The sequence below is a fragment of the Streptomyces sp. NRRL B-1140 genome (assembly GCF_001280065.1).
In the GTDB taxonomy this organism is placed as follows: Bacteria; Actinomycetota; Actinomycetes; order Streptomycetales; family Streptomycetaceae; genus Streptomyces.
In genome coordinates this window covers 96098-121456 of sequence record NZ_LGEA01000136.1, presented here as the reverse complement: position 1 = coordinate 121456, position 25359 = coordinate 96098, and the positions used below count along the sequence as shown (strand labels likewise).

The 25359-nt window shown below is 71.9% G+C and carries 20 protein-coding genes; 7 read left to right on the top strand and 13 right to left on the bottom strand.

The features are described from left to right. Positions 1–72 precede the first annotated feature (72 nt). Both ADK65_RS32470 and ADK65_RS32465 read right to left on the bottom strand, forming a co-directional pair. Positions 73–2562, bottom strand: a complete 2490-nt coding sequence (locus ADK65_RS32470; protein ID WP_053674559.1) for a protein kinase — start codon at positions 2560–2562, stop codon at positions 73–75. A gap of 154 nt (positions 2563–2716) precedes the next feature. Further along, positions 2717–4792 (bottom strand): serine/threonine-protein kinase, encoded by a 2076-nt coding sequence (locus tag ADK65_RS32465; RefSeq protein WP_053674558.1) that lies wholly within the window; start codon positions 4790–4792, stop codon positions 2717–2719. 171 nt (positions 4793–4963) lie between these two features. Here ADK65_RS32465 and ADK65_RS32460 point away from each other — a divergent pair, with 171 nt between their 5' ends. Further along, positions 4964–6007 carry a serine hydrolase domain-containing protein gene (locus ADK65_RS32460; protein WP_053674557.1) on the top strand — a complete coding sequence of 348 codons (1044 nt, stop codon included), beginning with the start codon at positions 4964–4966 and terminating at the stop codon, positions 6005–6007. Positions 6008–6214: 207 nt separating this feature from the next. On the opposite strand, the gene ADK65_RS32455 is transcribed toward ADK65_RS32460, so the two are convergent. Continuing rightward, a complete protein-coding gene (locus tag ADK65_RS32455; protein WP_078956257.1) occupies positions 6215–7921 on the bottom strand; it encodes a glycerol-3-phosphate dehydrogenase/oxidase in 1707 nt (568 codons plus the stop codon). 269 nt (positions 7922–8190) lie between these two features. Here ADK65_RS32455 and ADK65_RS32450 point away from each other — a divergent pair, with 269 nt between their 5' ends. Next, the gene (locus ADK65_RS32450; protein WP_053674555.1) at positions 8191–9399 is read left to right on the top strand and encodes a nucleotide sugar dehydrogenase; all 1209 of its coding nucleotides are present in this window, start codon (positions 8191–8193) and stop codon (positions 9397–9399) included. Between the two features lie 642 nt (positions 9400–10041). Here ADK65_RS32450 and ADK65_RS32445 read toward each other — a convergent pair. From ADK65_RS32445 to ADK65_RS32430, 4 genes are all read right to left on the bottom strand, one after another. Next, a complete protein-coding gene (locus tag ADK65_RS32445; RefSeq protein WP_033311552.1) occupies positions 10042–11166 on the bottom strand; it encodes a GuaB3 family IMP dehydrogenase-related protein in 1125 nt (374 codons plus the stop codon). 105 nt (positions 11167–11271) lie between these two features. Then, positions 11272–12777: an IMP dehydrogenase gene (gene guaB / locus ADK65_RS32440; protein ID WP_053674554.1), complete on the bottom strand. Its 1506-nt coding sequence runs from the start codon at positions 12775–12777 to the stop codon at positions 11272–11274. Between the two features lie 153 nt (positions 12778–12930). Next, entirely contained in the window at positions 12931–13518 is a 588-nt protein-coding gene (locus ADK65_RS32435) for a sigma-70 family RNA polymerase sigma factor (protein ID WP_030854669.1), read from the bottom strand. A gap of 469 nt (positions 13519–13987) precedes the next feature. Beyond that, positions 13988–14599 (bottom strand): response regulator transcription factor, encoded by a 612-nt coding sequence (locus ADK65_RS32430; RefSeq protein WP_003948568.1) that lies wholly within the window; start codon positions 14597–14599, stop codon positions 13988–13990. Positions 14600–14979: 380 nt separating this feature from the next. Here ADK65_RS32430 and ADK65_RS32425 point away from each other — a divergent pair, with 380 nt between their 5' ends. Then, positions 14980–15309: a WhiB family transcriptional regulator gene (locus ADK65_RS32425; RefSeq protein WP_053674553.1), complete on the top strand. Its 330-nt coding sequence runs from the start codon at positions 14980–14982 to the stop codon at positions 15307–15309. 61 nt (positions 15310–15370) lie between these two features. Here the strand turns inward: ADK65_RS32425 and ADK65_RS32420 are convergent, their stop codons facing one another. Then, positions 15371–16270 (bottom strand): LysR family transcriptional regulator, encoded by a 900-nt coding sequence (locus tag ADK65_RS32420; RefSeq protein WP_053674552.1) that lies wholly within the window; start codon positions 16268–16270, stop codon positions 15371–15373. 80 nt (positions 16271–16350) lie between these two features. Between ADK65_RS32420 and ADK65_RS32415 the strand changes: the two genes are divergently transcribed. The 3 genes from ADK65_RS32415 to ADK65_RS32405 all read left to right on the top strand — a co-directional run bounded on the left by ADK65_RS32415 (position 16351) and on the right by ADK65_RS32405 (position 18680). Continuing rightward, positions 16351–17019 carry an MOSC domain-containing protein gene (locus tag ADK65_RS32415; RefSeq protein ID WP_053674662.1) on the top strand — a complete coding sequence of 223 codons (669 nt, stop codon included), beginning with the start codon at positions 16351–16353 and terminating at the stop codon, positions 17017–17019. Between the two features lie 94 nt (positions 17020–17113). After that, positions 17114–17887 carry an SDR family NAD(P)-dependent oxidoreductase gene (locus ADK65_RS32410; RefSeq protein ID WP_053674551.1) on the top strand — a complete coding sequence of 258 codons (774 nt, stop codon included), beginning with the start codon at positions 17114–17116 and terminating at the stop codon, positions 17885–17887. Between the two features lie 85 nt (positions 17888–17972). Then, positions 17973–18680: an ester cyclase gene (locus ADK65_RS32405; RefSeq protein WP_053674550.1), complete on the top strand. Its 708-nt coding sequence runs from the start codon at positions 17973–17975 to the stop codon at positions 18678–18680. 77 nt (positions 18681–18757) lie between these two features. Here the strand turns inward: ADK65_RS32405 and ADK65_RS39025 are convergent, their stop codons facing one another. The 5 genes from ADK65_RS39025 to ADK65_RS32380 all read right to left on the bottom strand — a co-directional run bounded on the left by ADK65_RS39025 (position 18758) and on the right by ADK65_RS32380 (position 23906). After that, positions 18758–19807, bottom strand: a complete 1050-nt coding sequence (locus ADK65_RS39025; protein WP_053674549.1) for a hypothetical protein — start codon at positions 19805–19807, stop codon at positions 18758–18760. A gap of 161 nt (positions 19808–19968) precedes the next feature. Next, positions 19969–21594 carry a chaperonin GroEL gene (groL, locus tag ADK65_RS32395; protein ID WP_053674548.1) on the bottom strand — a complete coding sequence of 542 codons (1626 nt, stop codon included), beginning with the start codon at positions 21592–21594 and terminating at the stop codon, positions 19969–19971. Positions 21595–21710: 116 nt separating this feature from the next. Then, entirely contained in the window at positions 21711–22019 is a 309-nt protein-coding gene (groES, locus tag ADK65_RS32390; protein ID WP_003974211.1) for a co-chaperone GroES, read from the bottom strand. Positions 22020–22188: 169 nt separating this feature from the next. Then, the gene (locus ADK65_RS32385) at positions 22189–22974 is read right to left on the bottom strand and encodes a polysaccharide deacetylase family protein (protein WP_078956256.1); all 786 of its coding nucleotides are present in this window, start codon (positions 22972–22974) and stop codon (positions 22189–22191) included. Next, positions 22971–23906, bottom strand: a complete 936-nt coding sequence (locus tag ADK65_RS32380) for a polysaccharide deacetylase family protein (RefSeq protein ID WP_078956255.1) — start codon at positions 23904–23906, stop codon at positions 22971–22973. Before ADK65_RS32380 ends, ADK65_RS32385 begins: the two co-directional genes overlap by 4 nt. Before the next feature lie 225 nt (positions 23907–24131). On the opposite strand from ADK65_RS32380, the gene ADK65_RS32375 reads away from it, so the two are divergent. Next, positions 24132–25301, top strand: coding sequence for a THUMP-like domain-containing protein (locus tag ADK65_RS32375; RefSeq protein WP_053674660.1), 1170 nt, complete (start codon positions 24132–24134; stop codon positions 25299–25301). The last annotated feature ends 58 nt before the right edge of the window (positions 25302–25359 follow it).

Here is a 25359-nt window from a genome sequence, read left to right as displayed (position 1 = left end):
GACGGTTGTCGCCTGCCGGGACGTGAGGCAACCGGAGTGTGAACTGCGGCGTACAGGCGGCGCGCCGGGCGTTCACTTCGTCGCCTTGTACGTCGCCGCCGCCTGCTCGTAGAGCCGGGTCACCTCGTCCCGTTCGGCCTCCGGGCCGCGCACCTGGACCACGTGGTAGCGCCCCTGGACCAGCATCGCGAGGTTGCGGACGTACAGCTCGCCCCCGTCGCCGCCGGTCCAGGTGAACTGTCCCTCGGCCATGGTCCGTCCACCCACCTCGATCGTCTTCAGTCCGGTGGAGGTGGCCCAGCTGGAGTCGCGGTACGGCTGCAACTCCGGCTCCCTCTCGCGCTGGTAGGCCATCGGATCCCGGCCATGCTCCGACGCGCTGTCCCGGCCCGGTACGACGATGAGCTCGAAATCGCCCTTGGAGTAGACGACCTGGCCGCTGCCGCCCCGCGCGGCACGGTCCCAGCCCTTGGCGACGGCGACCTGGAAACCGGCCGGGTCCTTGCGCAGGGTGAAGCCGTCGCCGACGCCGGGTCCGGTGGTCTGCGTCTCGGTGGTGCCGGCCGACGACGAGGGGCTCTTGTCCGGCTCGGGCGAGGTCTGCTCGGGCCGCGGCTCGCTGCTGGCGTCCGGCTCGGGCACCCGGCTCACCTCACCGGCGGCACCGGTACGGTCCGTGCCTCCCGCGCCCTCGCTGTCCGACTTGGGCATGAACAGCATGGCGTAGGCGATCGCCGCGGCCATCGCGAGCAGGACCAGCAGGAGCAGGGTGCGACCGAGTCGATGCGGGGAACCGGACTCCTCCCTGGCCCGTTTGTGCCGTCCGTGGTGCGTGGGCAGCCCCGCCTTCCGCCGCCGCACCAACTCGCCACGGCGCCGTACGACGGGCAGCCGGCCGGCGTCCACGGGCGGCGCCGCGACGACGTGCACCCCGGCCTCCGGCTCGGGAGCCGAACGCACCAGCGAGCGCAGCCAGCCCCGCACCTCCTCGAAGTCGAGGCGTTCGGTGGGGTCCTGGCGCAGCAGCGACTCCACGACCGGCCGCAGCGGCCCGCACTCCTCGGCGTAGGCGGGCGGTTCCGCGCACACCATCTGCACCAGTTCGGCCGTCGACTCCTCCGGGTAGGGCGCATGCCCCTGTACGGCCCTGAAGAGCAGCGCGCCGAGCGCCCACAGGTCGGTCGCGGGACCGATCGGCGCCGCCAACTGCCAGTTCTCGTGCACGGGTCCGGCCTGTTCCGGCGCCCAGCGCTCGGTCACCGGCCCGACCACGGCCATCCGCGCCTGCCGCGCCCGTTCGGCCGCCAGCGCCGTGGCGGGACCGCGCCGGGGGGCGGAGGTGTCGGCGACCAGGTCGTCCCACCGGGCGGACCCGCCCGGGGCGGCGGTCTCCGTGGCCTGCGGGAGCGCCGCCTGCTCCGCGCTCTTCGGCGCCGGTGCGTCACCGGTCGTGCCACGGGGCGTCGCACCGTGCCACGCGGTCGTCCGCGGACCGCCGCTCACACCGTAGGGGTCGGCGATCCGCCCCGGCGGTACATCCCCGGGGGAAGTGCCCTGCCCGGGGATGTAGGGCGACAGTGACGATCCGTCGCCGTGGGGCCCGGCGTCGCCGTCCGGGGCGGTCCGGGCTCCGGGCAGTGCCGTCCGCCCGCCCTGCTGAACCTCGTGCACCCGTGCGGCGGCCCGGGCTCCCGCCCGGTAGGCCGCGATCGCCCCTGCACGAGCCGCCCGCGGGTCCCCGCTGCCCGCCACCGGCCCACGCGCGGGCACCGCCCGGCCACCGCCCGCGGTGTCACCCCCCGCCGGGGGCAGTCCTCTGGCTTCCCTGGCCTCTATGGCAGCACGTCGCGCGGCCTCGGGGTCACTCGTGCCACCGGCAGCGCCCTGGACGGGCCGGGCGCCGCCGCCCTGCTCCGCCGCCCCCCGCCCAGCCTCCTCGAAGGCCGGTTCCGGCACCGGGTCGTACCCGCACAGGGCCTCCTCCGCAGCGCCCACCGCCAGCCCGGTCAGCATCACACGGCCGTCGTCGCAGACGAGCACCGTCCGCGCGGTGATGTTCCGGTGCACCCAGCCGTGCGCATGCAGCACCCGAAGGGCCATCAGCACATCGGAGGCCACCTCGGCGGCCCGGTACGGCGTCAGCGGCTTCTCGGCGAGCAGCGCCGCCAGCGGGCGGGCGGCCACCAGTTCACTGACGATCCACAGCGAGCCGCCCTCGGCGAACACGTCGAAGACCTGGTCGAGCCGGGGATGGTCGGGAATGGCCGCGGCCGCCTGTGCCGCCTCCACCGCGCGCCGCACCACCGGGTCGGTGGGCCGCCGGGTGCCGCCCCGCGCGCCGGACCGCCACGCGCCGCCGTCCCTGGCGGTGAAACCGTCGGGCAGCCCCTCCGCGTCGAGCACCTCGGCCTCGACCACTTCGGGCAACGGGACCTGCCGGACCAGGACTTCCTGTCCGCTGTAGGTGTCGAAGGCGCGGGTCTCGGTGAGTTCGTACTCGTCGGAGGGCGGCAGCGGCAGGCGGTAGCGGTCGGCCAGCACCCGACCCGCGTAGTCGTCCACGTTGCCTCCCCCGGCAGCCCGGTCGGTCACATCCGTTCGCCCCACGGTCCGCTCCGACTGCGCACGGTCCGCAAACATTTACGATACGTGCCGCAGGCAACCCGCATTGCGCGGATGCCCAGATCTCACTCCCCAAAGGCCCGGGGCCTCATGCTCAGGACTTGGGTTCGAAGGTTTTCGTCAGGGTCCGCCACGTCTCCTTGCGCAGCGCGCCGTCCCAGTCGGACGCCTTCGCCGTGTACATCAGCGCGTACCCCTGCCGGTCGTCGACCACGAAACCCCGGTCGATCGTCCGGTACCCGGTGCCGCCCTCGGCGTAGGTGAACTCCCAGTCGGCCGTGTTCCAGCCGCGGTAGTCCACCTTCTCTATGCGGATCTTCTTGTACTGCGCGCGCACCATGTAGCGTTCCTGGTTCTTCCAGTCCGCCACCGGGTCGCCCTTGGGCGTGGAGGTCCAGGCGATGAGCAGCTTCTGCCCGTCGGGCCCGGTGAAGCGGTCGCCCGCCGCACCCGACGACCGGTACTTCCAGCCCTTCGGCAGACCGATCGAGTACCCCTGCTTGCCCTGGTGAGTCGACTTCGCCGCGGTGCCCTTCCCGCCGGAGCCGCCCTCGTCCGACGAGCCGCTCGCCCGGCCGTCCGGCTTGCTGTCCGAGGCGGCCGCGGACGGCACCTCCTCGTCCTCCGTGCCGTCCGTGCCCGTGCCGTCGCTCTCGTCGCCCTTGGTGTCCGCGCTGTTCGACGCCGCCGTGGCGGCGGTCTTCCCGCCGCCCTCGCCGGAGGCACCCTTCGAGCCCTTGTCGTCCCCGGTGAACACGATGGTGAGCACGGTGCCGATCACGGCGAGCACCACGACCACCGCGATGATCAACAGGGTCCGCCGCGGCACCACGTCGGTGATCGGCGCACGGGGCACCGGCCTCGGCGGCAGGTCCGGCGGCGGAACCACGGGCCATCCCGAACTCCGCCCCCCGGAGGCCGTCTTCGACTCCGGCGCGTTCCGCTCAGCGGCACCCGCGGTCCCGGCCCGCCCCGCGCCGCCGCCCGACGCGGAGGAGGCCGTACCCGTCGCCTTCGCGGCGGCGGCTTCGTCGGCACGGGACTCGGCTGAAGCCGACTTGGCGGTCACCGGCTCGGCGGAAGCCGACTGGGCGGAAGCCGACTTGGCGGAAGCCGCCGCCGATCCCGCGGCCGCTGATCCCGCGGCCTTGCGCACGGAACGCAGTGCACCGCGCAGCCGCTCCCCGGCCTCCTCACCGCGCTTGCCCGCCGCCCCCTTCGAACTCCCCTTGCGCGAGGACCTGTCCGGCTGCGCGGGCAGCGGCACGACCTTCGTCGCGTCCATCGGCTCCGGCTCGGCCGTCGCCGGCGCGTGCAGGACCGCGTTCAGCATCGCCCGGGCGCCCGCGTCGTCGAGCCGCTGCGCGGGGTCCTTGGTGAGCAGCCCGTGGATGACGTCCTTCAGCGGACCGGCGTTCTTCGGTTCCTCCAGCGGCTCGGTCATCACGGCCGTGAGAGTCGCTATGGCCGACCCCTTGTCGTACGGCGGCGCGCCCTCCACCGCCGCGTACAGCAGCCCGCCGAGCGACCAGAGGTCGGCCGCCGGACCCGGCTTGTGCCCGCGCGCCCGCTCCGGGGAGATGTAGGAGGGCGCGCCGACGAGCATGCCGGTCGAGGTGATGGACGGGTCGCCCTCGACCTGGGCGATGCCGAAGTCGGTGAGCACGACCCGGCCGTCCTCGGCGATCAGCACGTTCGACGGCTTCACGTCGCGGTGCAGGATGCCCTCGCGGTGGGCGGAGCGCAGCACGTCGAGGACGGCGAGCCCGACCTCCGCGGCACGCTTCGGCTCGAGGAGACCGTCCTCCCGGATGACCTCGGCGAGCGACTTGCCCTCGACGAGTTCCATGACGATCCAGGGCCGGTCGTCCTCCTGGACCACGTCGAAGACCGTCACGGCGCTGTTGTTGCGGATCCGCGCGATCGCCTTGGCCTCGCGCAGCGTCCGCGTGATCAGCCGCCGCTTCTCCTCCTCGTCGATGTTCGACGGGAACCGCAGCTCCTTGACGGCGACCGTCCGCCCGAGGGTCTCGTCCTGGGCCCGCCACACCGTGCCCATGCCGCCGCGGCCGAGCACTTTGCCCAGCCGGTAACGCCCCGCGAGGAGACGCTCCCTGTTGTCCTGACGAGTGTCCTGACGAGATGTGCCCGCCCGCTCCGCCTCCGACATGCGTCCCCTCATACAACCCGCCCTGACAGAGCCTCCATTGTCTCTCACCCGACAAGTGCCCGGTGCCCAGGGGGCCCCTGGCGGGCGCCGGCGGCCCCACCCCCCGGGAACCCGGGTGCGGCAGGCGCCGCGCCGCCTTGCATGATGGGCTCCGACCAGGGAGGAGCCCGTATGCCGCCGATCCGGACATTGCTGGCCCTGCCGGTGGCCGCCGCCCTGTTCGGTCTGCCCCCGGCCGACTCGTCGGCCCTGTCGATGCCGCCCACGGACGCGGTCCTGCCCCAGCTGGTGACCCGGGGCAGGGCCCCGGCCGCGGCCCTGCTGGCCCAGGAGGGCACCACCGTCCGCTACGCCGCCGCCGGTCGGGGAATCGCCCGGCCGGACCACTTCCGCGCCGGAAGCATCACGAAGACGTTCATCGCGACGGTCGTGCTGCAACTGGCCGCCGAGCGCCGGCTGTCCATGTCCGACACGGTGGAGCAGCACCTGCCCGGTCTGGTGCGGGGAGCCGGCAACGACGGCCGCGCGCTGACCCTGCGCTCCCTGCTCACCCACACCAGCGGCCTGCGTGACTTCACCCAGGACACCGGCGGGACCGCACCCGTCACACCCCGTCAGGCCCTGAACCTCGCCCTCACCCACCCTCCGGCCGAACGCGGCCGCTTCTCCTACTCGAACACCAACTACGTCCTGCTCGGTCTGGTCATCCAGCAGGTCACCGGCCACTCGTACGCCACCGAGGCCGAGCGCCGCATCCTCACTCCGCTGCGTCTGACGGGCACCTCCTTCCCCGGATCCCGCTCTTCGCTGCCCTCACCGCACGGCCGTGCCTACGCCGTCGACGGAACCGACGTCACCGAACTCGACCCCCGGGTGGCCGGAGCCGCGGGCGAGTTGGTGACCACACTCGCCGACCTCGACCGCTTCTACGGCGCCCTGCTCGGCGGTCGGCTGCTCCCGTCGGACCGGGTGCGCGAGATGCTCGACACCCGTGCCGCACACGGCGCGTACGGCATGGGGCTCTTCCCCGAGAAGCTTCCGTGCGGCACGACGGTGTGGGGACACAACGGGCACATATCCGGCAGCTACGTGCGCACCGCAGCCACCGTCGACGGCCGGCGTGTCCTCACCTTCCGCGTGAACACCGACGCGATAGCCGATCCCGGTCTCGAACCCACGCTGCTCGCGGCCGAGTTCTGCCCCCGCACCTCGTAGAACGACGGGGTTCCGAGCGAAGATCCCACTTCCCGACACTCGTTCGAGTGATGTCCGGCAGGCCCGACAGACCGCGGACCGGCCTCGCCCGGCGCAGACCGGCCTCACCCGGCGGCCGACCGCACCCTGCACCGGCCCGACCACACCCGGAACGGCTGGGCGCGCTCCGGCCCGCGCACCGGGCACGGCCCGGCCGCACCCGCGGCATCACAACGGAACGATGTCCGGCGCCCCCAGCCGCGCCGCGTCCGCCGTCAGGTCGTCCGGCTGCCGCTGCGATTCCCGCTCGGCCTCCACCCGCTTCTGGTAGTGCTCGACCTCGCGCTCGATCTGACCCTCGTCCCAGCCGAGCACGGGCGCCATCAGCTCGGCGGCGTCACGTGCGCTGTGGGCGCCCCGGTCGAAGGTCTCGATCGAGATGCGCGTGCGCCGGGTCAGTACGTCGTCCAGGTGCCGCGCCCCCTCGTGGGAGGCCGCGTACACGATCTCGGCGCGCAGATAGTCGTCGGCGGCGGCCAGGGGCTCCCCCAGCGACGGGTCCTCGGCGATGAGCTGGAGGAGCTCCTCGGTCATCGTCCCGTAGCGGTTCAGCAGGTGCTCGACCCGCACCACGTGCAGTCCGGTCCGGGCGGCTGTCCGGGCCCGCGCGTTCCACAGCGCCCGGTAGCCCTCCGCGCCCAGCAGCGGCACGTCCTCCGTGACGCACTCGGCGACGCGCATGTCGAGCCCGTGCACCGCCGCGTCCACCGCGTCCTTGGCCATCACCCGGTACGTCGTGTACTTGCCGCCCGCCACGACGACCAGCCCCGGCACCGGATGCGCCACCGTGTGCTCGCGCGACAGCTTGCTGGTGGCGTCCGACTCCCCCGCGAGCAGTGGCCGCAGGCCCGCGTACACGCCCTGGACGTCGTCCCTGGTGAGCGGCACCGCCAGCACCGAGTTCACATGTTCCAGCAGGTAGTCGATGTCCGCGCTGGACGCGGCCGGGTGGGCCTTGTCGAGGTCCCAGTCGGTGTCCGTGGTGCCGACGATCCAGTGCCGGCCCCAGGGGATCACGAACAGCACGGACTTCTCCGTGCGCAGGATCAGCCCGGTCGTGGAGTGGATCCGGTCGCGCGGCACGACCAGGTGGATGCCCTTGGACGCCCGGACGTGGAACTGGCCCCGCTCCCCCACCATGGCCTGGGTGTCGTCCGTCCACACACCGGTGGCGTTGACGACCTGCTTGGCGCGGATCTCGTACTCGCCGCCCCCTTCGACGTCCTGCACCCTCGCACCGACGACCCGCTCGCCCTCGCGCAGGAAGCCCGTCACCCGCGCGCGGTTGGCGGCCTTCGCACCGTAAGCCACGGCCGTGCGCACCAGATTCGTCACGTACCGGGCGTCGTCCATCTGGGCGTCGTAGTACTGCAGCGCTCCGACCAGTGCGTCCTTCTTCAAGCAGGGGGCCACGCGCAGGGCGTGAGAGCGCGTCAGGTGGCGGTGCATCGGGAGTCCCCGGCCGTGCCCCTTGGCCATGGACATCGCGTCGTACATGGCGACGCCCGAACCTGCGTACAGCCGCTCCCAGCCCTTGTGCTGCAACGGGTACAGGAACGGCACGGGTTTCACCAGGTGCGGGGCGAGCCGCTCCAGCAGAAGTCCGCGTTCCTTCAGCGCCTCGCGGACGAGGGCGAAGTCGAGCATCTCCAGATAGCGCAGGCCGCCGTGGATGAGTTTGCTGGACCTGCTGGAGGTGCCGGACGCCCAGTCACGCGCCTCGACCAGACCCGTGGAAAGACCCCGAGTCACCGCGTCGAGCGCGGTGCCCGCACCCACCACACCCGCGCCCACCACCAGCACGTCCAGCTCGCGCTCGGCCATGGATGCGAGTGACTCGGCGCGCTGCGCCGGTCCGAGTGTCGCTGTCCTCACCGCTGCCTCCCGCTCGTCGGTCGCGCCGGCCGCACCCGTCGGGCGTGGCCCCGTCCGTATCCCCCTGCCCAAGATTCTGACCGGGTTGCCCGACTTCAGCCACCACGGGCCCGGAGCCTGTGGACAACGCTCACGGAACACTCACCGAAACTCGGCCGGACAATCCCGCATATCGGTCATATTTACTCCTAGTCTGACATTGCGCTCGCCCATCCTGTCCACAGGGCTTGCGCACCTGTCCCACTTCGGCTATCGGGAAGGACGGCCGCATGCCCGCAGACCTCGCCGTCATCGGACTCGGACCGTACGGCCTGCCCCTGGCCCAGGCCGCCGTCGCCGCCGGCATCCCCACCCTCGGCTACCGGACCGGACCCGAGACGGGCTCGCTCAGCCCCGCCGAGCTGCGCCGGATGCTCTCGGGGGGCTTCCGGCCGGCCACGGACCCGGCCGAGCTCGGCCGGGTGCGCACCGCGGTCATCTGCGCGCCGACCCCGCCCGGTGCGGACGGCGGGCCGGATCTGAGCCAGCTGGAAGCGGCCGCCCGCACTCTGGCCGGCCACCTGCGCCCGCACACCACGGTGATCCTTGAGTCACCGGTGCACCCGGGGACGACGGAGACCTTCCTGCGGCCGCTTCTCGAAGAGGGCTCCGGTCTGCGCGCGGGCCGCGACTTCCACCTCGCGTACTCCCCCAGCCGCGTCGACCCCGGCAACCGCGACGCCACGCCCGCAACGACACCCAAGGTCATCGGCGGCCTCACCCCGGCCTGCACCGAGTCGGCCGCCGCCTTCTACGGACGGCTGACCGACAAGGTGGTACGCGCGCGTGGACTGCGCGAGGCGGAGACCGTGTACCTGCTGGAGACCAACTACCGGCACGTGAACATCGCCCTCGTGAACGAGATGGCCGTCCTCTGCAACGACCTGGGCGTCGACCTCTGGGACGTCGTGCGCTGCGCGGAGACCAAGCCGTTCGGCTTCCAGGCCTTCCGCCCGGGCCCCGGCGTCGGCGGCCACTCCGTCCCCCAGGACATGACCGCTCCCGGCGGCCGCGGACTGCGCATGGTGGAACTGGCCCGGCAGGTCAACGACCGCATGCCCGGCTACGTCGTCCAGCGCGCCGCCACGCTCCTCAACGAGCACGGCAAGTCGGCCCGGGGCGCGCGCGTGCTCCTGCTCGGCGTCACGTACAAGCCCGACCTCGCCGACCTCCAGGGCACCCCGGCACGGGAGATCGCCCTGCGCCTGAGGGAGCTGGGCGCGGCAGTCAGCTACCACGACCCCTACGTCCCGGCCTGGAGCGTCCTCGACCACCCGGTCCCCCGCGCCGACTCCCTCTACGAGGCAGCGGCCGACGCGGACCTGACCATCCTCCTCCAGCAGCACCGCACGTACGACCTCCAGGGCCTGTCGGTGAAGGCCCAGCTGCTGCTCGACACGCGCGGGGCGGCGCCCACGGGGGCGGCGCATCGGTTGTGAAAGGGGGCGCACGGGGTGCGTGAGCCCAGGCGGCTGGTGGCATGAGGCACGCGGCGCGGGTACCTTACGGACACAGGTGGGGCCCACCGCAGGGGGTACTGCGGCAGGCTCCTGGATGGATCACGGAGTGTCCGCCCCTAGGCTTCTTGGGGGCCGCTCACCATCCGAAACAAGGTGGAGCCCACCGCAGTGGCCACTGCGGCAGGCTCCTGGATGGATCACGGAGTGTCCGCCCCTAGTCTTCGTGGGGGCGGCCGCTCACCATCCGAAAATCCGCAAGATCCACCTCCTCCGGCACTGCACCATCCGAAGACGGAGTCGGTCCCAGCGGGTGGGCTTGCGGTGGCGTCCCATGGGCGCCCCCTTCCACGACACCGCCCATTGACCCGGTAGACGGCACGTCGGAATCGGGCCGGGCCCCGAGGGCGGGGTCCGGACCATGTCCTTGGAAGGGGGCACCCAGAAGAACCCTGGGCGCCGATCAAGGACACTAGCGCCTCGAAACCACCCTCAACGGGGCCGAACGGCCGAAAGCAACCGTGCGCCCTCCAACGGCAACACGCGCCCCTTCACGCCCACTTGGGCATGCGAAAGGGCCCAGCCACTCCCCCGAGTGACCAGGCCCTTCTCAAGCTGAGCGGACTACCGCCGGTGCTGCGAGTCCGCCACCGTCACCTCTACGCGCTGGAACTCCTTGAGCTCGCTGTAACCGGTCGTGGACATGGCGCGGCGCAGGGCTCCGAAGAGGTTCATCGAGCCGTCGGGGGTGTGGGACGGGCCCGTGAGGATCTCCTCCAGGGTGCCGACCGTGCCGAGGGCGACCTTCTTTCCGCGCGGCAGCTCCTCGTTCACCGCCTCCATGCCCCAGTGGTGGCCCTTGCCCGGGCCGTCGGTCGCACGGGCCAGCGGGGAGCCCATCATCACCGAGTCCGCGCCACAGGCGATCGCCTTGGGCAGGTCGCCGGACCAGCCGACACCACCGTCGGCGATCACGTGCACGTACCGGCCGCCCGACTCGTCCATGTAGTCACGGCGCGCCGCGGCCACGTCGGCGACCGCCGTCGCCATGGGGACCTGGATGCCGAGCACGTTGCGCGTGGTGTGCGCCGCGCCGCCACCGAAGCCGACCAGGACACCGGCCGCGCCGGTGCGCATCAGGTGCAGGGCCGCCGTGTACGTGGCGCAGCCGCCGACGATCACCGGGACGTCCAGCTCGTAGATGAACTGCTTCAGGTTCAGCGGCTCGTGCGCGCCGGAGACGTGCTCCGCGGAGACCGTCGTACCGCGGATGACGAAGATGTCCACGCCCGCGTCCACGACGGCCTTGGAGAACTGGGCGGTGCGCTGCGGGGAGAGCGCGGCGGCGGTGACGACGCCGGAGTCGCGCACCTCCTTGATGCGCTGCCCGATCAGCTCCTCCTTGATGGGGGCCGCGTAGATCTCCTGCAGACGGCGGGTCGCGGTCTCCGCGTCGAGACCGGTGATCTCGTCGAGCAGCGGCTGCGGGTCCTCGTAGCGCGTCCACAGGCCTTCGAGGTTCAGCACGCCGAGGCCGCCGAGCTCGCCGATGCGGATGGCGGTGGCCGGGGAGACGACCGAGTCCATGGGGGCGGCCAGGAAGGGCAGCTCGAAGCGGTAGGCGTCGATCTGCCAGGCGATCGAGACCTCCTTCGGGTCCCGCGTACGGCGGCTGGGGACGACGGCGATGTCGTCGAAGGCGTACGCCCGGCGGCCGCGCTTGCCGCGCCCGATCTCGATCTCAGTCACGTCTGTGGCCTTTCCCTGATGCGTTGCAGCGTCTTCCAGTATCGCCGACGGGCACGACGAGGGCGGCCCCGGATGCCCCGGGGCCGCCCTCGGAAAGCCGGGCCGCTACTTGCTGCGGCTGTAGTTCGGTGCCTCGACCGTCATCTGGATGTCGTGCGGGTGGCTCTCCTTGAGGCCCGCGGAGGTGATCCGGACGAAGCGGCCCTTGGTCTCCATCTCCTCGATGGAGGCGGCGCCCACGTAGCCCATGGTCTGGCGCAGGCCGCCGACGAGCTGGTGCAGCACGTTGGCCAGCGGGCCGCGGTAGGGCACCTGGCCCTCGATGCCCTCGGGCACGAGCTTGTCGTCGGAGCCGACCTCGGCCTGGAAGTAACGGTCCTTGGAGTACGACCTGGCCTGGCCGCGGGACTGCATCGCGCCGAGCGAGCCCATGCCGCGGTACGACTTGAACTGCTTGCCGTTGATGAACTGCAGCTCACCCGGGGACTCCTCACAGCCGGCGAGGAGGCTGCCCAGCATGACGGTGTCGGCGCCGGCGGCCAGGGCCTTGCCGATGTCGCCGGAGTACTGCAGGCCGCCGTCGCCGATCAGCGGGATGCCCGCGGGACGGGCGGCGAGGGACGCCTCGTAGATGGCGGTGACCTGCGGGACGCCGATGCCGGCGACCACGCGGGTGGTGCAGATGGAGCCGGGGCCCACGCCCACCTTGATGCCGTCGACACCGGCGTCGATCAGCGCCTGGGCGCCGTCACGCGTGGCGACGTTGCCGCCGATCACGTCGACGCCGACACTCGACTTGATCTTCGCCATCCAGCTGAGGGCGTTGCTGTTGTGGCCGTGCGAGGTGTCGACGACCAGGAAGTCCACACCGGCACCGGCGAGCGCCTGGGCCCGCTCCAGGGCCTCGGGGCTGGCGCCCACGGCCGCGCCGACGAGCAGCCGGCCCTCGGAGTCCTTCGCCGCGTTGGGGTACTGCTCGGCCTTGACGAAGTCCTTGACCGTGATCAGGCCCTTGAGGACACCCGCGTCGTCGACCAGCGGCAGCTTCTCGATCTTGTGGCGGCGCAGCAGCTCCATGGCGTCCGCGCCGGAGATGCCGACCTTGCCGGTGACCAGCGGCATCGGGGTCATGACCTCGCGCACCTGACGCGTACGGTCCGACTCGAAGGCCATGTCGCGGTTGGTGACGATGCCGAGCAGCTTCTTGTTGCCGTCGGTGACCGGGACGCCGCTGATGCGGAACTTGGCGCACAGGGCGTCGGCCTCGGCGAGCGTGGCGTCGGGGTGCACCGTGATCGGGTCGGTGACCATGCCGGACTCGGACCGCTTGACCAGGTCGACCTGGTTGACCTGGTCCTCGACGGAGAGGTTGCGGTGCAGCACGCCGACGCCGCCCTGGCGGGCCATCGCGATCGCCATGCGCGACTCGGTCACCTTGTCCATCGCCGCGGAGAGCAGCGGGATGTTGACCCGGACGTTGCGGGAGATGCGGGACGAGGTGTCGACCGCGTTGGGGAGCACCTCGGATGCACCCGGCAGCAGCAGCACGTCGTCGTAGGTCAGCCCGAGTGTCGCGAATTTTCCGGGCACTCCGTCGACGTTGGCAGTCATGACACCTTCCCCAAATGGCCTTGATCGGTGCGGATGTCCATGCTAACGGGAAGCGCGGCTGTCTCATTCCACGGTTCCGCCCCGCTCCGGGCTTCGTATGTTCGTACGGAAGCGGCGCACCGCCTGTTCAACTGAGGGGCTCTCCAAGCCGGACTACTGCTCGGCCAGCGCCCGCAGCCGGCTCAGCGCCCTGTGCTGGGCAACCCGGACCGCACCGGGTGACATTCCCAACATCTGGCCGGTCTCCTCGGCCGTGAGACCCACCGCGATGCGCAGCAGCAGCAGCTCGCGCTGGTTCTCGGGGAGGTTGGCCAGCAGCTTCTTGGCCCATTCCGCGTCGCTGCTGAGCAGGGCGCGCTCCTCCGGGCCGAGGGAGTCGTCCGGGCGCTCGGGCATCTCGTCGGAGGGGACGGCCGTCGAGCCGGGGTGGCGCATCGCAGCGCGCTGCAGGTCGGCGACCTTGTGGGCGGCGATGGCGAAGACGAACGCCTCGAAGGGTCGGCCGGTGTCCCGGTAGCGGGGCAGCGCGAGGAGCACCGCCACGCAGACCTCCTGCGCGAGGTCCTCCACGAAGTGCCGGGCGTCGCCCGGGAGCCGGGACAGACGGGTGCGGCAGTAGCGCAGGGCCAAAGGGTGGACATGGGCGAGCAGGTCGTGCGTGGCCTGCTCGTCCCCGTCGACGGCGCGGTGGACGAGCGCACCGATCGCGCCCTGGGCAGGGGCCGCCTCGTCGTCGCGCATCGGTCCATGGTGCCTTGCGGCCGCCGGGTCCGCGGCACCGCGCCCGTTGTTGTGCACCGAAGCGTTATGAGCAGGTGCGCCGGCACTCATCCCCTGCGCCCTCCCCTTCCGCTCGACCGACTCGTCCCCGAGGAACTCCACACCCTCAAGGATGCGGCATCCGCGGCGAAACGAGCAGCGGGCACCCTGTGGGCCCCCGGCCCACCCGCGCCCACCTGGCGTTCCGTGCTCTCACCACGACCGCTGGGGCCTGCCGTTCGGATCATCGCGGGGACGCGGGCCCTCGCCTGCGCCCTGCCGGGTTCCCGACCTCGCCCGGGCAGGGGAACATCCCCGCCGGCGCTGCCATCGGCCGCCGGCTCCGGTCCGTGCGTGCGCGGCTCGCGCGGGGGCATCCACATGCCCCCGCTCCCCGGCCCCGGCCGGAGGCCGCGCGGCGTCGAAGCCGGCCCGATCCGAAGGACAGGCCCTAGCGCACCAGACCCCACCGGAAGCCGAGCGCCACGGCGTGGGCACGGTCCGAGGCGCCGAGCTTCTTGAACAGGCGTCGGGCGTGCGTCTTGACGGTGTCCTCGGAGAGGAACAGCTCGCGCCCGATCTCGGCGTTCGAGCGGCCGTGGCTCATGCCTTCGAGGACCTGGATCTCACGCGCGGTGAGCGTGGGCGCGGCGCCCATCTCGGCCGAGCGCAGCCGGCGCGGGGCGAGCCGCCAGGTCGGGTCGGCCAGGGCCTGGGTCACCGTCGCGCGCAGTTCGGCGCGGGAGGCGTCCTTGTGCAGGTAGCCGCGGGCACCGGCGGCGACCGCGAGGGCCACGCCGTCCAGGTCCTCGGCGACGGTGAGCATGATGATGCGCGCACCGGGGTCGGCGGACAGCAGCCGCCGGACCGTCTCGACGCCGCCCAGTCCGGGCATGCGTACGTCCATCAGAATCAAGTCCGAGCGGTCGGCCCCCCAGCGGCGGAGGACCTCCTCGCCGTTGGCCGCCGTCGTCACGCGCTCTACGCCGGGCACGGTCGCCACCGCACGACGAAGCGCCTCTCGGGCAAGCGGGGAGTCGTCGCAGACGAGGACGGAAGTCATGACCGCCCTCCGCAGCTGATGCACGTCACCTTGAGCCTCCAGGCTGGTACGAAATCGTCACCTGTGCGGTCGACCGTCTCGGACGCACGCCCGAGCACTTGTTCCTTCAACCGCCTCGCACTCTCAACGACGGTCACCCGAAAGAGTTACGGGGGCGGCTGCCCTCTTCGGCACTCTACGTGAGGGGGCGGACACGGTGCCGGTACGCACAGCAGACCCTCGAACTTTCATCACAAGCTATGCCCCATTCAGACCCATTTCTTCCGCTTTGCCAGTGTCTGGAGATAGATTCGCAATGAGTCATATTTTCATCTCCTTAGATCGTAGTTGTACGGTCGTAGACACCGGATCCGCCCAAAACGGCTACAAGGGGTCACGTAATGGCAGATTTCTCCCGCCTTCCCGGACCGAACGCGGACCTGTGGGACTGGCAGCTGCTGGCTGCCTGTCGCGGGGTGGACAGCTCGCTCTTCTTCCATCCGGAGGGCGAGCGCGGTGCGGCGAGGAGCGCTCGTGAGAACTCGGCCAAAGAGGTCTGCATGAGGTGCCCGGTACGCGCGGAGTGCGCCGCTCACGCCCTGGCGGTGCGTGAGCCGTACGGCGTGTGGGGCGGGCTGACCGAGGACGAGCGCGAAGAGCTGATGGGGCGGGCGCGCAACCGGCTGGTGTCGGCGTCGGCACCGGGCGGGCACTCCGCCTCGAACAACTGAAGGAACGTTTCTGCATGAGGCACGCGCACGCGTGCCGTTGGTTTTTGACGCGAGTGGGCCGTTACTGGCGGCGGGCGGCCCGGGCCAGCTGGTCGAGTGTCGCCGCCACGGCCGGGACCTGCGCGAGGTCGGGCAGGGTGAGCGCGACGATCTCCCGCCGCACCTCCGGTTCCAGCCGCACGGCGCGCACTCCCCGGGGCCGGACCGACTCGACGGCCAGCTGGGGAAGGACGGCCACACCCAGTCCGGCCCCCACCAGTCCGGCGACCGCCGGGTAGTCGTCGGTCGCGAAGTCGATGCGCGGGGTGAAGCCGGCCGCCGCGCACACCTCCACCAGCTGTCCGCGGCAGCGCGGGCAGCCCGCGATCCACGGCTCCTCGGCGAGTTCACCGATCGCGACGGACCGCGCGCCCGCGAGGCGGTGGCGCTCCGGCACGAGCGCGACGAGCCGGTCGGACAGCAGCGGTCGTACGACGAGGTCGTCCCACTCCTCGGAGCCGGCCGCCCCCTCGTAGCGGAAGGCGAGCGCCACGTCGCAGTCGCCCTCGCGCAGCAGGCCGACGGACGCGGGCGGCTCGGCCTCCTCCAGGAAGACGCGGGTGCCGGGGTGCGCCTCGCGCAGTGCGGCGAGGGCCGTGGGGACGAGGGTGGAGCTGCCGCTGGGGAAGGAGACGAGCCGGACCCGCCCCGCGCGCAGCCCGGCGATGGCGGCGACCTCCTCCTCCGCCGCAGTGAGCCCGGAGAGGATCCCGGCGGCGTGCCGCACCAGGGCCTCTCCGGCCTGGGTCAGGCGCATCTCGCGTCCGGTGCGGATCAGCAGCGGCGTGCCCACGGATGTCTCCAGGGCCTTCATCTGCTGGCTGACGGCGGGCTGGGTGCAGCCCAGCTCGCGGCCCGCGGCGGAGAAGGAGCCGGTGGTCGCGACGGCGCGCAGGACGCGGAGATGACGTGCTTCGATCACCCTTCGAGGATAAGTCACCCTTTGGCGCCGATACCGATAATGCGTCGACGCTTTGGGTGGCGGTCGCCTACCGTTCGGCCATGAAGCTTCTGTCAGTGAATCTGGGACGGGCCGTGGCCGTGCCGTACACGGACAATCCTCAGGGCGTGACCGGGATCGACAAGCGGCCGGTGGACGGACCGGTGCGGGTGTCCGCGCCCGGGCCCAAGGGCGTCGGCGGGAGCGGGCTGGCCGGGGACGCGGTCTGCAAGCTGGAGCACCACGGCGGTGACGACCAGGCGGTGTACGCCATGGCCCGCGAGGACATGGACGCTTGGGAGCGCGAGCTGGGCCGGACCCTGCCCCACGGCGCGTTCGGCGAGAACCTCACGACCCGCGGCCTGGACGTGTCCGGTGCCCTGATCGGCGAGCGCTGGCGCATCGGCCCCGACGTGGTCCTGGAAGTCACCTCCGGGCGGATCCCGTGCCGTACGTTCCAGGGCCATCTGGACGAGAAGGGCTGGGTCAAGCGGTTCACGCAGCGGGGGGCGCCGGGGGCGTATCTGCGGGTGATCGAGCCCGGGGAGATCCACGCGGGCGATGCCGTCGAGATCGTGCACCGGCCCGGTCACGACGTGACGGTGGCCCTGCAGTTCCGGGCGGTGACGACCGAGCGGGAGCTGCTGCCGCGGCTGCCGGCCGCGGGCGAGGCCCTGCACCCGGAGGTGCTGAGGACGGCCCGTGAACATCTGGAGAAGTACGGGGCCTGACGGCGGCTCACCACGCCTGTCTCCACCGACCCTTCACCACGGACGGCCCCGAGGGGAAGCGGATGCACTCAGTCCGGGTCACTAACCTTCTGCCATGACAACGGCTCTGATTACGGGATCGACGGCAGGCATCGGGGCCGCGTTCGCGCGGCGACTGGCGGCGGACGGGCACAACCTGGTGCTGGTGGCCCGGGACACCAAGCGGCTTCGGGAACAGGCGACCGAGCTGCACGACCGGCACGGCATCGAGGCGGAGGTGCTGACGGCCGACCTGGCCGAGGACAAGGGCATCGAGGCGGTGGCAGCGCGCCTCGGCGACCGCAGGAACCCCGTCGACCTGCTGATCAACAATGCCGGTTTCGGCAACAAGGGCCGCTATCTCGATGTCTCCATGACCGACGAGCTGCGGATGCTGAAGGTGCACTGCGAGGCGGTGCTGCGGTTGACGTCGGCGGCGACCGCGGCGATGCGCGAGCGCGGCCGCGGCGGCGTGGTCAACGTCGCGTCGGTGGCCGCCTTCGTTCCCCGGGGCACCTACGGCGCCTCCAAGGCCTGGGTCGTGCAGTTCACGCAGGGCGCGGCACGCGACCTGGCCGGCAGCGGCGTGCGGCTGATGGCGCTCTGCCCGGGGTTCGTGCGCACCGAGTTCCACGAGCGGGCCGGGATGGGCACCGACAACATCCCGGGCTGGATGTGGCTCGACGCGGACAAGCTGGTGGCGACGGCGCTGCACGATCTGGCCCGCGGCAGGACGCTGTCCATTCCGGACCCGCGCTACAAGGCGCTGATGGGCGCGGCGAAGCTGGTGCCGCGGGGGATGCTGGGGGCCGTTTCCTCCAGGACGGGGCGGAAGTACGGGCCGCAGTAGAAGCCTTGGGCCGAGAGGCGACGGGCAGCTCCTGTTGGGACAATGGAGCTGTTCAGCCGGACCCAGGGGGGCCGGAGGCGAGGCCATGACCTTCGTACAGCTCATCGAATGCAGGACCAGTCGGCTCGACGAGATGAACCGGCTGATGGACCGGTGGGTCGAGCAGACCAAGGGGAAGCGGACCGCGTCCCACAGTGTGGTGGCGAAGGACCGGGCCGACGCCTCGCACATCGTGGAGATCGTGGAGTTCCCGTCGTACGAGGAGGCGATGCGCAACTCCGGGCTGCCGGAGACCGACCGGATCTTCCAGGACATGGTGGCGCTCTGCGAGGAGACGCCGACCTTCACGGACCTGGACGTGGTGCGCGACGAGCAGCTGTACGCGGCCACCGCGCGCAGGTTCTTCGAGCTCGCGCCGGGCCAGGGGGACGCGCCGCCGTTCAACGACGTGTTCATCGAGGACTACCACGACCATGATCCCGGCAATGTGCAGGACGTCATCGGGCTGGACGCGTTCCGGCGCGAGGTGGAGGTGTGGCGGGGCGGGTTCGACTTCTCGTTCACCCTCGAGGACCAGATGGCGCAGGGCGACCGGGTGTGCACCCGGTGGTCCTGGACGGGACACCACAAGGGCGACTTCCTAGGGATTCCGCCGACGGGGAAGGACGTCACCATGACCGGGACGACCATCCACCGCTGCACTCCGGACGGCAAGATCGCCGAGGGCTGGTGGCAGTACGACCGGCTGGGGCTGATGCAGCAGCTCGGGGTGCTGGATCCCGCGGAGCTCTGACACCACGGGCCCTCAGGCCGGCCGGCCCGCGCATCGACGGCGCCAAGCGCCGCGCTGTGCGCTGTGAGCAGTGACTGCTAGTCGCCGCCACCACCGCCGCCGTCGCCACCACCCCCGTCACCACCGCCCCCTCCCCCGTCGCCGCCGTCCCCGCCGTCGCTGCCCCAGCCGTCGCCACCGCCGGGTTCGTTGTCGTCGCGGTCCCGGCCGAGGTTGCTGAACCAGGGGCGCTCCCAGAGTTCGCCGTCCGTCTCCCGGCGGGGCCTCACGGCACGGAACCGGGCCAGGCCCGTCGTGTCGCCCAGGCCGAAGGAGACGGCGACCGCGTGGGCCATGACGGCGTCCAGGGGGTCGGGGCTCTCGTGGTGCACGTCGGCCAGCGGCAGCAGCACCGTGCCGGGCGGAGGGCCGGGCCACCGTGAGGGGCGGGTCAGCAGCGCGACACGCCGGTCGTCGCGCAGCAGCCACGAGCTCTCGGCGTTCTCGCGGCGCAGTGTCCACCGCCGGTCGGGCAGGTGGATCTCCACGCTGCTCTTGGACTTGCGCATCCTCTTGCGCAAGTCGAGCCGTGCCGTGGTGTCACCGACGGTCATGACCAGGCCGCCCGCCCGGTCGGTGGTGTCGGGACGATAACCCCATGGTGCGCGGAGCCGTACGGCCGGAGCGTACGGCCCCCAGACGTCCACGCGGACCAGGCGCCGGTCCACGGCGACGGCGACCGTCCCGGCGGGACCCGGCGCGTAACGGCGGGCGATCCACAGGGGCACGCCCTCCGCCCCGGCCCGCTCGGCGAGTGCGGCCACCTGGTCCGGACCACCGCACCTGCGCACGGCCAGTTCACCCAGCGCGTGGGCGAAGTCGGCGGTGCGGCGCACTTTCAGGGGCGCGGTCGTGCCGGTCACACGGGTGACCGGGACGATGCCCGGGCCCTGCGTCAGCGACTCCAGGGGGCGTTCGGTTCCGCCGCCGCCGAGCCAGCGTCCCCGCAGATACGCCTCGGCCATGGCGGCGAGGTTCAGCTCTTCCAGCGGTGTGGTCCGGCCGCCCCTGCGCAGCCGGTCCTCGGTGAGTTCCGCGGTACGCGCCAGCGGATTCCGGGACCGTTCCTCGTAGAGCGCCTGGCTCATCGCTTCCCCCTTCGGCTCCGGTGTGTAGGAGGCCGGCGACGGTCTCGCCGGTTCCCCGACCGGGGGCCGGAACGGCGAAGGCCCGGCGCCCCGTTTCCGGGGTGCCGGGCCTTCGCTCGGGCTCGGGCGGGCCGACGTCGTCAGCCCTCAGCCGTCATGCCTCAGTGGGCGTGGCCGTGGCCGTGGCCCGCGGCGGCCGGCTCCTCCTCTTCCTTCTTCTCGACGACCAGGGTCTCGGTCGTGAGGAGGAGGGAGGCGATGGAGGCGGCGTTCTCCAGGGCGGAGCGGGTGACCTTGACCGGGTCGATGACGCCGGCCTTGACCAGGTCGCCGTACTCGCCGGTGGCGGCGTTGAAGCCCTGGCCCTTCTCGAGCTCGGCGACCTTGGAGGTGATGACGTAGCCCTCCAGGCCGGCGTTCTCGGCGATCCAGCGCAGCGGCTCGACGGCGGCGCGGCGGACGACCGCGACACCCGTGGCCTCGTCGCCGGTCTTGCCGAGGTTGTCCTCGAGGACCTTCACGGCGTGGACGAGCGCGGAGCCACCACCGGAGACGATGCCCTCCTCGACCGCGGCGCGGGTCGCGGAGATGGCGTCCTCCAGACGGTGCTTGCGCTCCTTGAGCTCGACCTCGGTGGCGGCACCCACGCGGATGACGCACACGCCGCCGGCCAGCTTCGCGAGGCGCTCCTGGAGCTTCTCGCGGTCCCAGTCGGAGTCGGTGGACTCGATCTCGGCCTTGATCTGGGCGACGCGGCCCTGCACGTCGTCCTTGTTGCCGGCGCCGTCGACGACCGTGGTGTCGTCCTTGGTGACGGTGACGCGGCGGGCGGAGCCGAGGACGTCGAGACCGACCTGGTCGAGCTTGAGGCCGACCTCCTCGGAGACGACCGTGGCGCCGGTGAGGACGGCCAGGTCCTGCAGCATCGCCTTGCGGCGGTCGCCGAAGCCGGGGGCCTTGACGGCGACGGCGTTGAACGTGCCGCGGATCTTGTTCACGACGAGGGTGGAGAGGGCCTCGCCCTCGACGTCCTCGGCGATGATCAGCAGCGGCTTGGAGGCGTTGGACTGGATGACCTTCTCCAGCAGCGGCAGGAGGTCCGCGATGGCGGAGATCTTGCCCTGCGTGATGAGGATGTACGGGTCGTCCAGGACGGCTTCCATGCGCTCCTGGTCCGTCACGAAGTACGGCGACAGGTAGCCCTTGTCGAAGGCCATGCCCTCGGTGAAGTCCAGCTCCAGACCGAAGGTGTTGGACTCCTCGACGGTGATGACACCGTCCTTGCCGACCTTGTCCATCGCCTCGGCGATGAGCTCGCCGACCTGCTGGTCCTGGGCGGACAGCGCGGCGACGGCGGCGATGTCGGACTTCTCGTCGATCGGGCGGGCCGTCGCGAGCAGGTCCTCGGAAACGGCGGCGACGGCGGCGTCGATGCCCTTCTTCAGGGCGGCCGGGGAGGCACCGGCGGCGACGTTCTTCAGGCCCTCGCGCACGAGCGCCTGGGCGAGCACGGTCGCGGTGGTCGTACCGTCACCCGCGATGTCGTTGGTCTTGGTCGCCACCTCCTTGACCAGCTGGGCACCGAGGTTCTCGTACGGGTCCTCGACCTCGACCTCACGGGCGATGGTCACACCGTCGTTGGTGATGGTGGGAGCGCCGAACTTCTTGTCGATGACGACGTTGCGGCCCTTGGGGCCGATCGTCACCTTGACCGTGTCGGCAAGCTTGTTGACGCCGCGCTCGAGGGCGCGACGGGCGTCCTCGTCGAACTTCAGGATCTTCGCCATGGGAGCGTGAGCCCTCTTCCGGAATCTGGGATATACGGCACTGCGCCCCGGGCGCCCGGCTTCTTATCGATCGCGGGGGCCAGGGGCGCAGTTCAAAGCAATGTGCTTGGGGTGAATTACTTCTCGACGATCGCGAGCACGTCGCGGGCCGAGAGGACGAGGTACTCCTCGCCGTTGTACTTCACCTCGGTGCCGCCGTACTTGCTGTAGAGCACGACGTCGCCGACGGAGACGTCGAGCGGAAGACGGTTGCCGTCCTCGAAGCGGCCCGGGCCCACGGCCAGGACGACGCCCTCCTGGGGCTTCTCCTTGGCGGTGTCCGGGATGACCAGGCCAGAGGCGGTGGTCTGCTCGGCGTCGAGCGGCTGGACCACGATGCGGTCCTCGAGCGGCTTGATGGCAACCTTGGAGCTGGTGGTCGTCACGATCCGACCTCCCCCTTCGGAGATCTCACGGGGTTAACTGTCTGAGGTGGCGACCAGGTGGATCCGTCGTCGCGGGTGCCGGACCTGCCCGTCGCTGTGTTGGCACTCTCCTAGGGGGAGTGCCAGAGCCGAGACTATGACTGCGATTAGCACTCGGTCAAGCGGACTGCTAATTGCCTGTGGCGCGTCGGGCGGCTGCACCCTCCGGATGGTCCTCCGAGCGACTTTCCAGGCGGCCCCCCGCATGGTCCTCCAGCCGCCCCACTCCCAGCCCCCTGGCCTCGATCTCGCGCAGCAGCCGCACCGTCCGTGCGGTCAGGGCCCGCGGCTCCGTCCCGTCCGACGGCACCGAGACGATGTCGCCGGCCCGCAGGCCGTGCTCGCCACGGGTGTACGTCAGTTCGCCGTCGGCGCTCAGGGACGCGCGCCACAGGACGACCGCGGTGATGCCGCAGTCGGCGGCGGCGCGCAGGGTCGTGGCGTCGTAGGTGCCGTAGGGCGGACGGAAGAGGCGGGGAACGACGCCGAAGCGGGAGCGGAGCTTTCGCTGCTGGCCGCAGATCTCGGCGCGCTGGCCGGCATAGGGCAGGCCGCGCAGGGCGGGGTGGTCGAGGGTGTGGTTCTGGAGGGACGCGCCGACCGCGCGCAGCCGGGCGAAGTGGCCGTAGCCGGGCCCCGTGACGCTGTCCGTGAGGAACAGGCTGACCGGGAGCCGCCGTTCGCGGACGAGGGCGGGGAAGCGGGGGTCGCGTGCGGCACCGTCGTCGTAGGTGAGGAAGACGACGGGTTCGCGGGTGGCGACATGGTCCAGCACGGGCGGCAGCCGCCTCGTGTCGTTCACCTCGCGCGCCGGGGCCCGGGCCCGGCCGTCGGCGATGCCCGGCCGCTCCCCCGCCGCCCCGGAGCAGCCGGACAGCAGGACCGCGCACAGCAGTACGGCCGCCCGGCACCTCACAGGTAGTCCTCCAGCCGCCCGACCGCGTACCCCTGGGCCGTGACCTTGTTCAGGAAGCGGCGGATCATGTCGGCCATGGTGCCCTTCCACTGGTCACGGCCCCGGAAGTGCGTGAGGACGATGTCACCCGGATGCAGCTTCCGGCCCCCGTCGCGGTACTCCCAGTGGTCGGCGAAGACCTCCTCGTTCCACAGGGGCACGTAGGTGATGCCGCAGGTCCTGGCGGCCCGCAGGGTGGCCCGGTCGTAGCTGCCGTAGGGCGGGCGGAAGAGCGTGGGGCGTTTGCCGAACCGCCTCTCCATGTAGCGCTGCATGCCGCAGATCTCGCGCTTCTGCTTCCGGTAGGACATGCCCCGCAGGTTGGGGTGGTTGAGGGTGTGGTTGTGCAGGACCACACCCCGGGACTGCATCTTCCGGAAGTAGGGGGTGTCGTTCCTGATCAGGTAGCCGCTGAGGAAGGCGCTGTAGGGGACGTCCAGCTCGCCCATCATCCGCAGGAACGCCGGGTCCTTCTCGGCGCCGTCGTCGATGGTGAGGAAGACGACCTTGTCCCGGGTGGGGATCCTGGTGAAGACGGGTGGGAGGTCCAGCTCCCGGTGGCCGTCCACCTCGAAGCCCTTGCGGGTCCTGACTCTCGGCTTCCTCGCGGGGGCGGGCGGGGCGGCCGCCGGGGCCTTGCGCAGACCCCAGCGATGCGCGGCGGCGACCCGGGCGGCGTGCGCGGCGCGCAACTTGGTGGCGTAGGAGTCGAGCGCGCGGGCCGGGGGTGCGTCGAGGGGCTGCTGGCCGCCGGCCGGGGTGACCTGGTCGCCGCCGTCCTGCGCGCAGCCGGAGGCGATGGCGGCGAGGACGAGCACGACGAGGACGATCCGTACGCCGGCGGACGCCCGTCCCCTCGCCCGACTTTTGTCATTTTGTACGACTGCTCGCATGATGCCGGATCCTCGCAGCCACCCTGCGGCCGGCCCGGTCCGACACCTCGGCCGGCGTCCCGTCATCCACCGACTGGCCCACACACCGGCCGCACGCCACGAGCAGCCCCCGGCGGCATCATCGTCGCCTTGGCCGACGAGACCGGCGGCTGCGGCTCGGCCGTCGCTCGCACCGGACCGGCCACCGCCGGTCCGGCCCCTGCCCCGGTGGCCGACAATGATCCGGTGAACGACCTCGCCCTCCTCCTCACCCCCGAAGGCCGCGCTCTCCTCGACGAGGTGCGGGACACCGATCCGGCGCAGGAGCTGGCCGTCGCGACCCGGCTGCGCCGTGAGCACCCCGCCGAGCTGGTGTCGGCGGCGCTGGGCCAGGCGCGGCTGCGGCAGCGGGCGGTGGTGAAGTTCGGGGCCGAGGACGCGGGCCGGATGTTCTTCACACCCAACGGCGTCGAGCAGTCGACCCGGGCGAGCGTGGCGGCCTACCGGGCGCGGCGGTTCGCGGACCTGGGCGTGACCTCGGTCGCCGACCTGTGCTGCGGCATCGGCGGGGACGCGATCGCGCTGGCCCGCGCCGGGATCCGGGTCCTGGCCGTGGACCGGGACCCGCAGACCGCCGCCGCGGCCCGGGCCAACGCCGACGCGCTGGGCCTGGCCGGTCTCGTCGAGGTGCGCGAGGCCGACGTGACGGAGGTGGACACGGCCGGTTTCGACGCTGTCTTCGTGGACCCCGCCCGGCGCGGCGGACGCGGGCGGATCTTCGACCCCGAGGCCTACTCGCCGCCCCTGTCCTGGGCGGTCTCCGCCGCCCGCCGGGCCCCGCGCGCCGCCGCTCTGAAGATCGCCCCCGGCATCCCGCACGAGGCGGTCCCCGAGGACGCCGAGGCCGAGTGGATCTCCGACGGCGGGGACGTCAAGGAGGCGGTGCTGTGGTTCGGCACCGAGCCGGGGGCGGTCCGGGCGACCCTCCTGCCGGGCCCGCGCACCCTGCTCTCCCGCGGTCTGCCCGACCCCGATGTCCGCCCGCCCGGCCGCTACCTGTACGAGCCCGACGGCGCCGTCATCCGGGCCCACCTGGTCGCCGAGGTGGCCGACCGGGTCGACGGCGGCCTGCTCGACGCGACCATCGCCTACGTCACGGCCGACACCCTGCGTCCGACCCCGTACGCCACGGCCTACGAGATCACCGACCACCTGCCCTTCAACGTCAAGAAGCTGAAGGCCCTCCTGCGGGAGCGGCAGGTCGGCACGCTGACGGTGAAGAAGCGGGGCTCGGCGGTCGAGCCGGAGGAACTCCGCAGGAAGGTCAAGCCGCAGGGCCCGCACGCGGCGACGGTGTTCCTGACCCGGATCGCGGGGGCACCGGCGATGCTCATCGGGCACCCCGCACGGGCGTAGCCGTCGAGGCTGCCCGATGCTCATGGGAGGCCCCCGGCCCGGGCACGGCCGTCAGGGC

Bases quoted from the DNA above. Each gene is read 5' to 3' on its own strand.
- ADK65_RS32465 (WP_053674558.1), bottom strand. From the start codon at position 4,792: ATGTCGGAGGCGGAGCGGGCGGGCACATCTCGTCAGGACACTCGTCAG.
- ADK65_RS32460 (WP_053674557.1), top strand. From the start codon at position 4,964: ATGCCGCCGATCCGGACATTGCTGGCCCTGCCGGTGGCCGCCGCCCTG.
- ADK65_RS32450 (WP_053674555.1), top strand. From the start codon at position 8,191: ATGCCCGCAGACCTCGCCGTCATCGGACTCGGACCGTACGGCCTGCCC.
- guaB (WP_053674554.1), bottom strand. From the start codon at position 12,777: ATGACTGCCAACGTCGACGGAGTGCCCGGAAAATTCGCGACACTCGGG.
- ADK65_RS32435 (WP_030854669.1), bottom strand. From the start codon at position 13,518: ATGCGCGACGACGAGGCGGCCCCTGCCCAGGGCGCGATCGGTGCGCTC.
- ADK65_RS32430 (WP_003948568.1), bottom strand. From the start codon at position 14,599: ATGACTTCCGTCCTCGTCTGCGACGACTCCCCGCTTGCCCGAGAGGCG.
- ADK65_RS32425 (WP_053674553.1), top strand. From the start codon at position 14,980: ATGGCAGATTTCTCCCGCCTTCCCGGACCGAACGCGGACCTGTGGGAC.
- ADK65_RS32415 (WP_053674662.1), top strand. From the start codon at position 16,351: ATGAAGCTTCTGTCAGTGAATCTGGGACGGGCCGTGGCCGTGCCGTAC.
- ADK65_RS32410 (WP_053674551.1), top strand. From the start codon at position 17,114: ATGACAACGGCTCTGATTACGGGATCGACGGCAGGCATCGGGGCCGCG.
- ADK65_RS32405 (WP_053674550.1), top strand. From the start codon at position 17,973: ATGACCTTCGTACAGCTCATCGAATGCAGGACCAGTCGGCTCGACGAG.
- ADK65_RS39025 (WP_053674549.1), bottom strand. From the start codon at position 19,807: ATGAGCCAGGCGCTCTACGAGGAACGGTCCCGGAATCCGCTGGCGCGT.
- groL (WP_053674548.1), bottom strand. From the start codon at position 21,594: ATGGCGAAGATCCTGAAGTTCGACGAGGACGCCCGTCGCGCCCTCGAG.
- ADK65_RS32380 (WP_078956255.1), bottom strand. From the start codon at position 23,906: ATGCGAGCAGTCGTACAAAATGACAAAAGTCGGGCGAGGGGACGGGCG.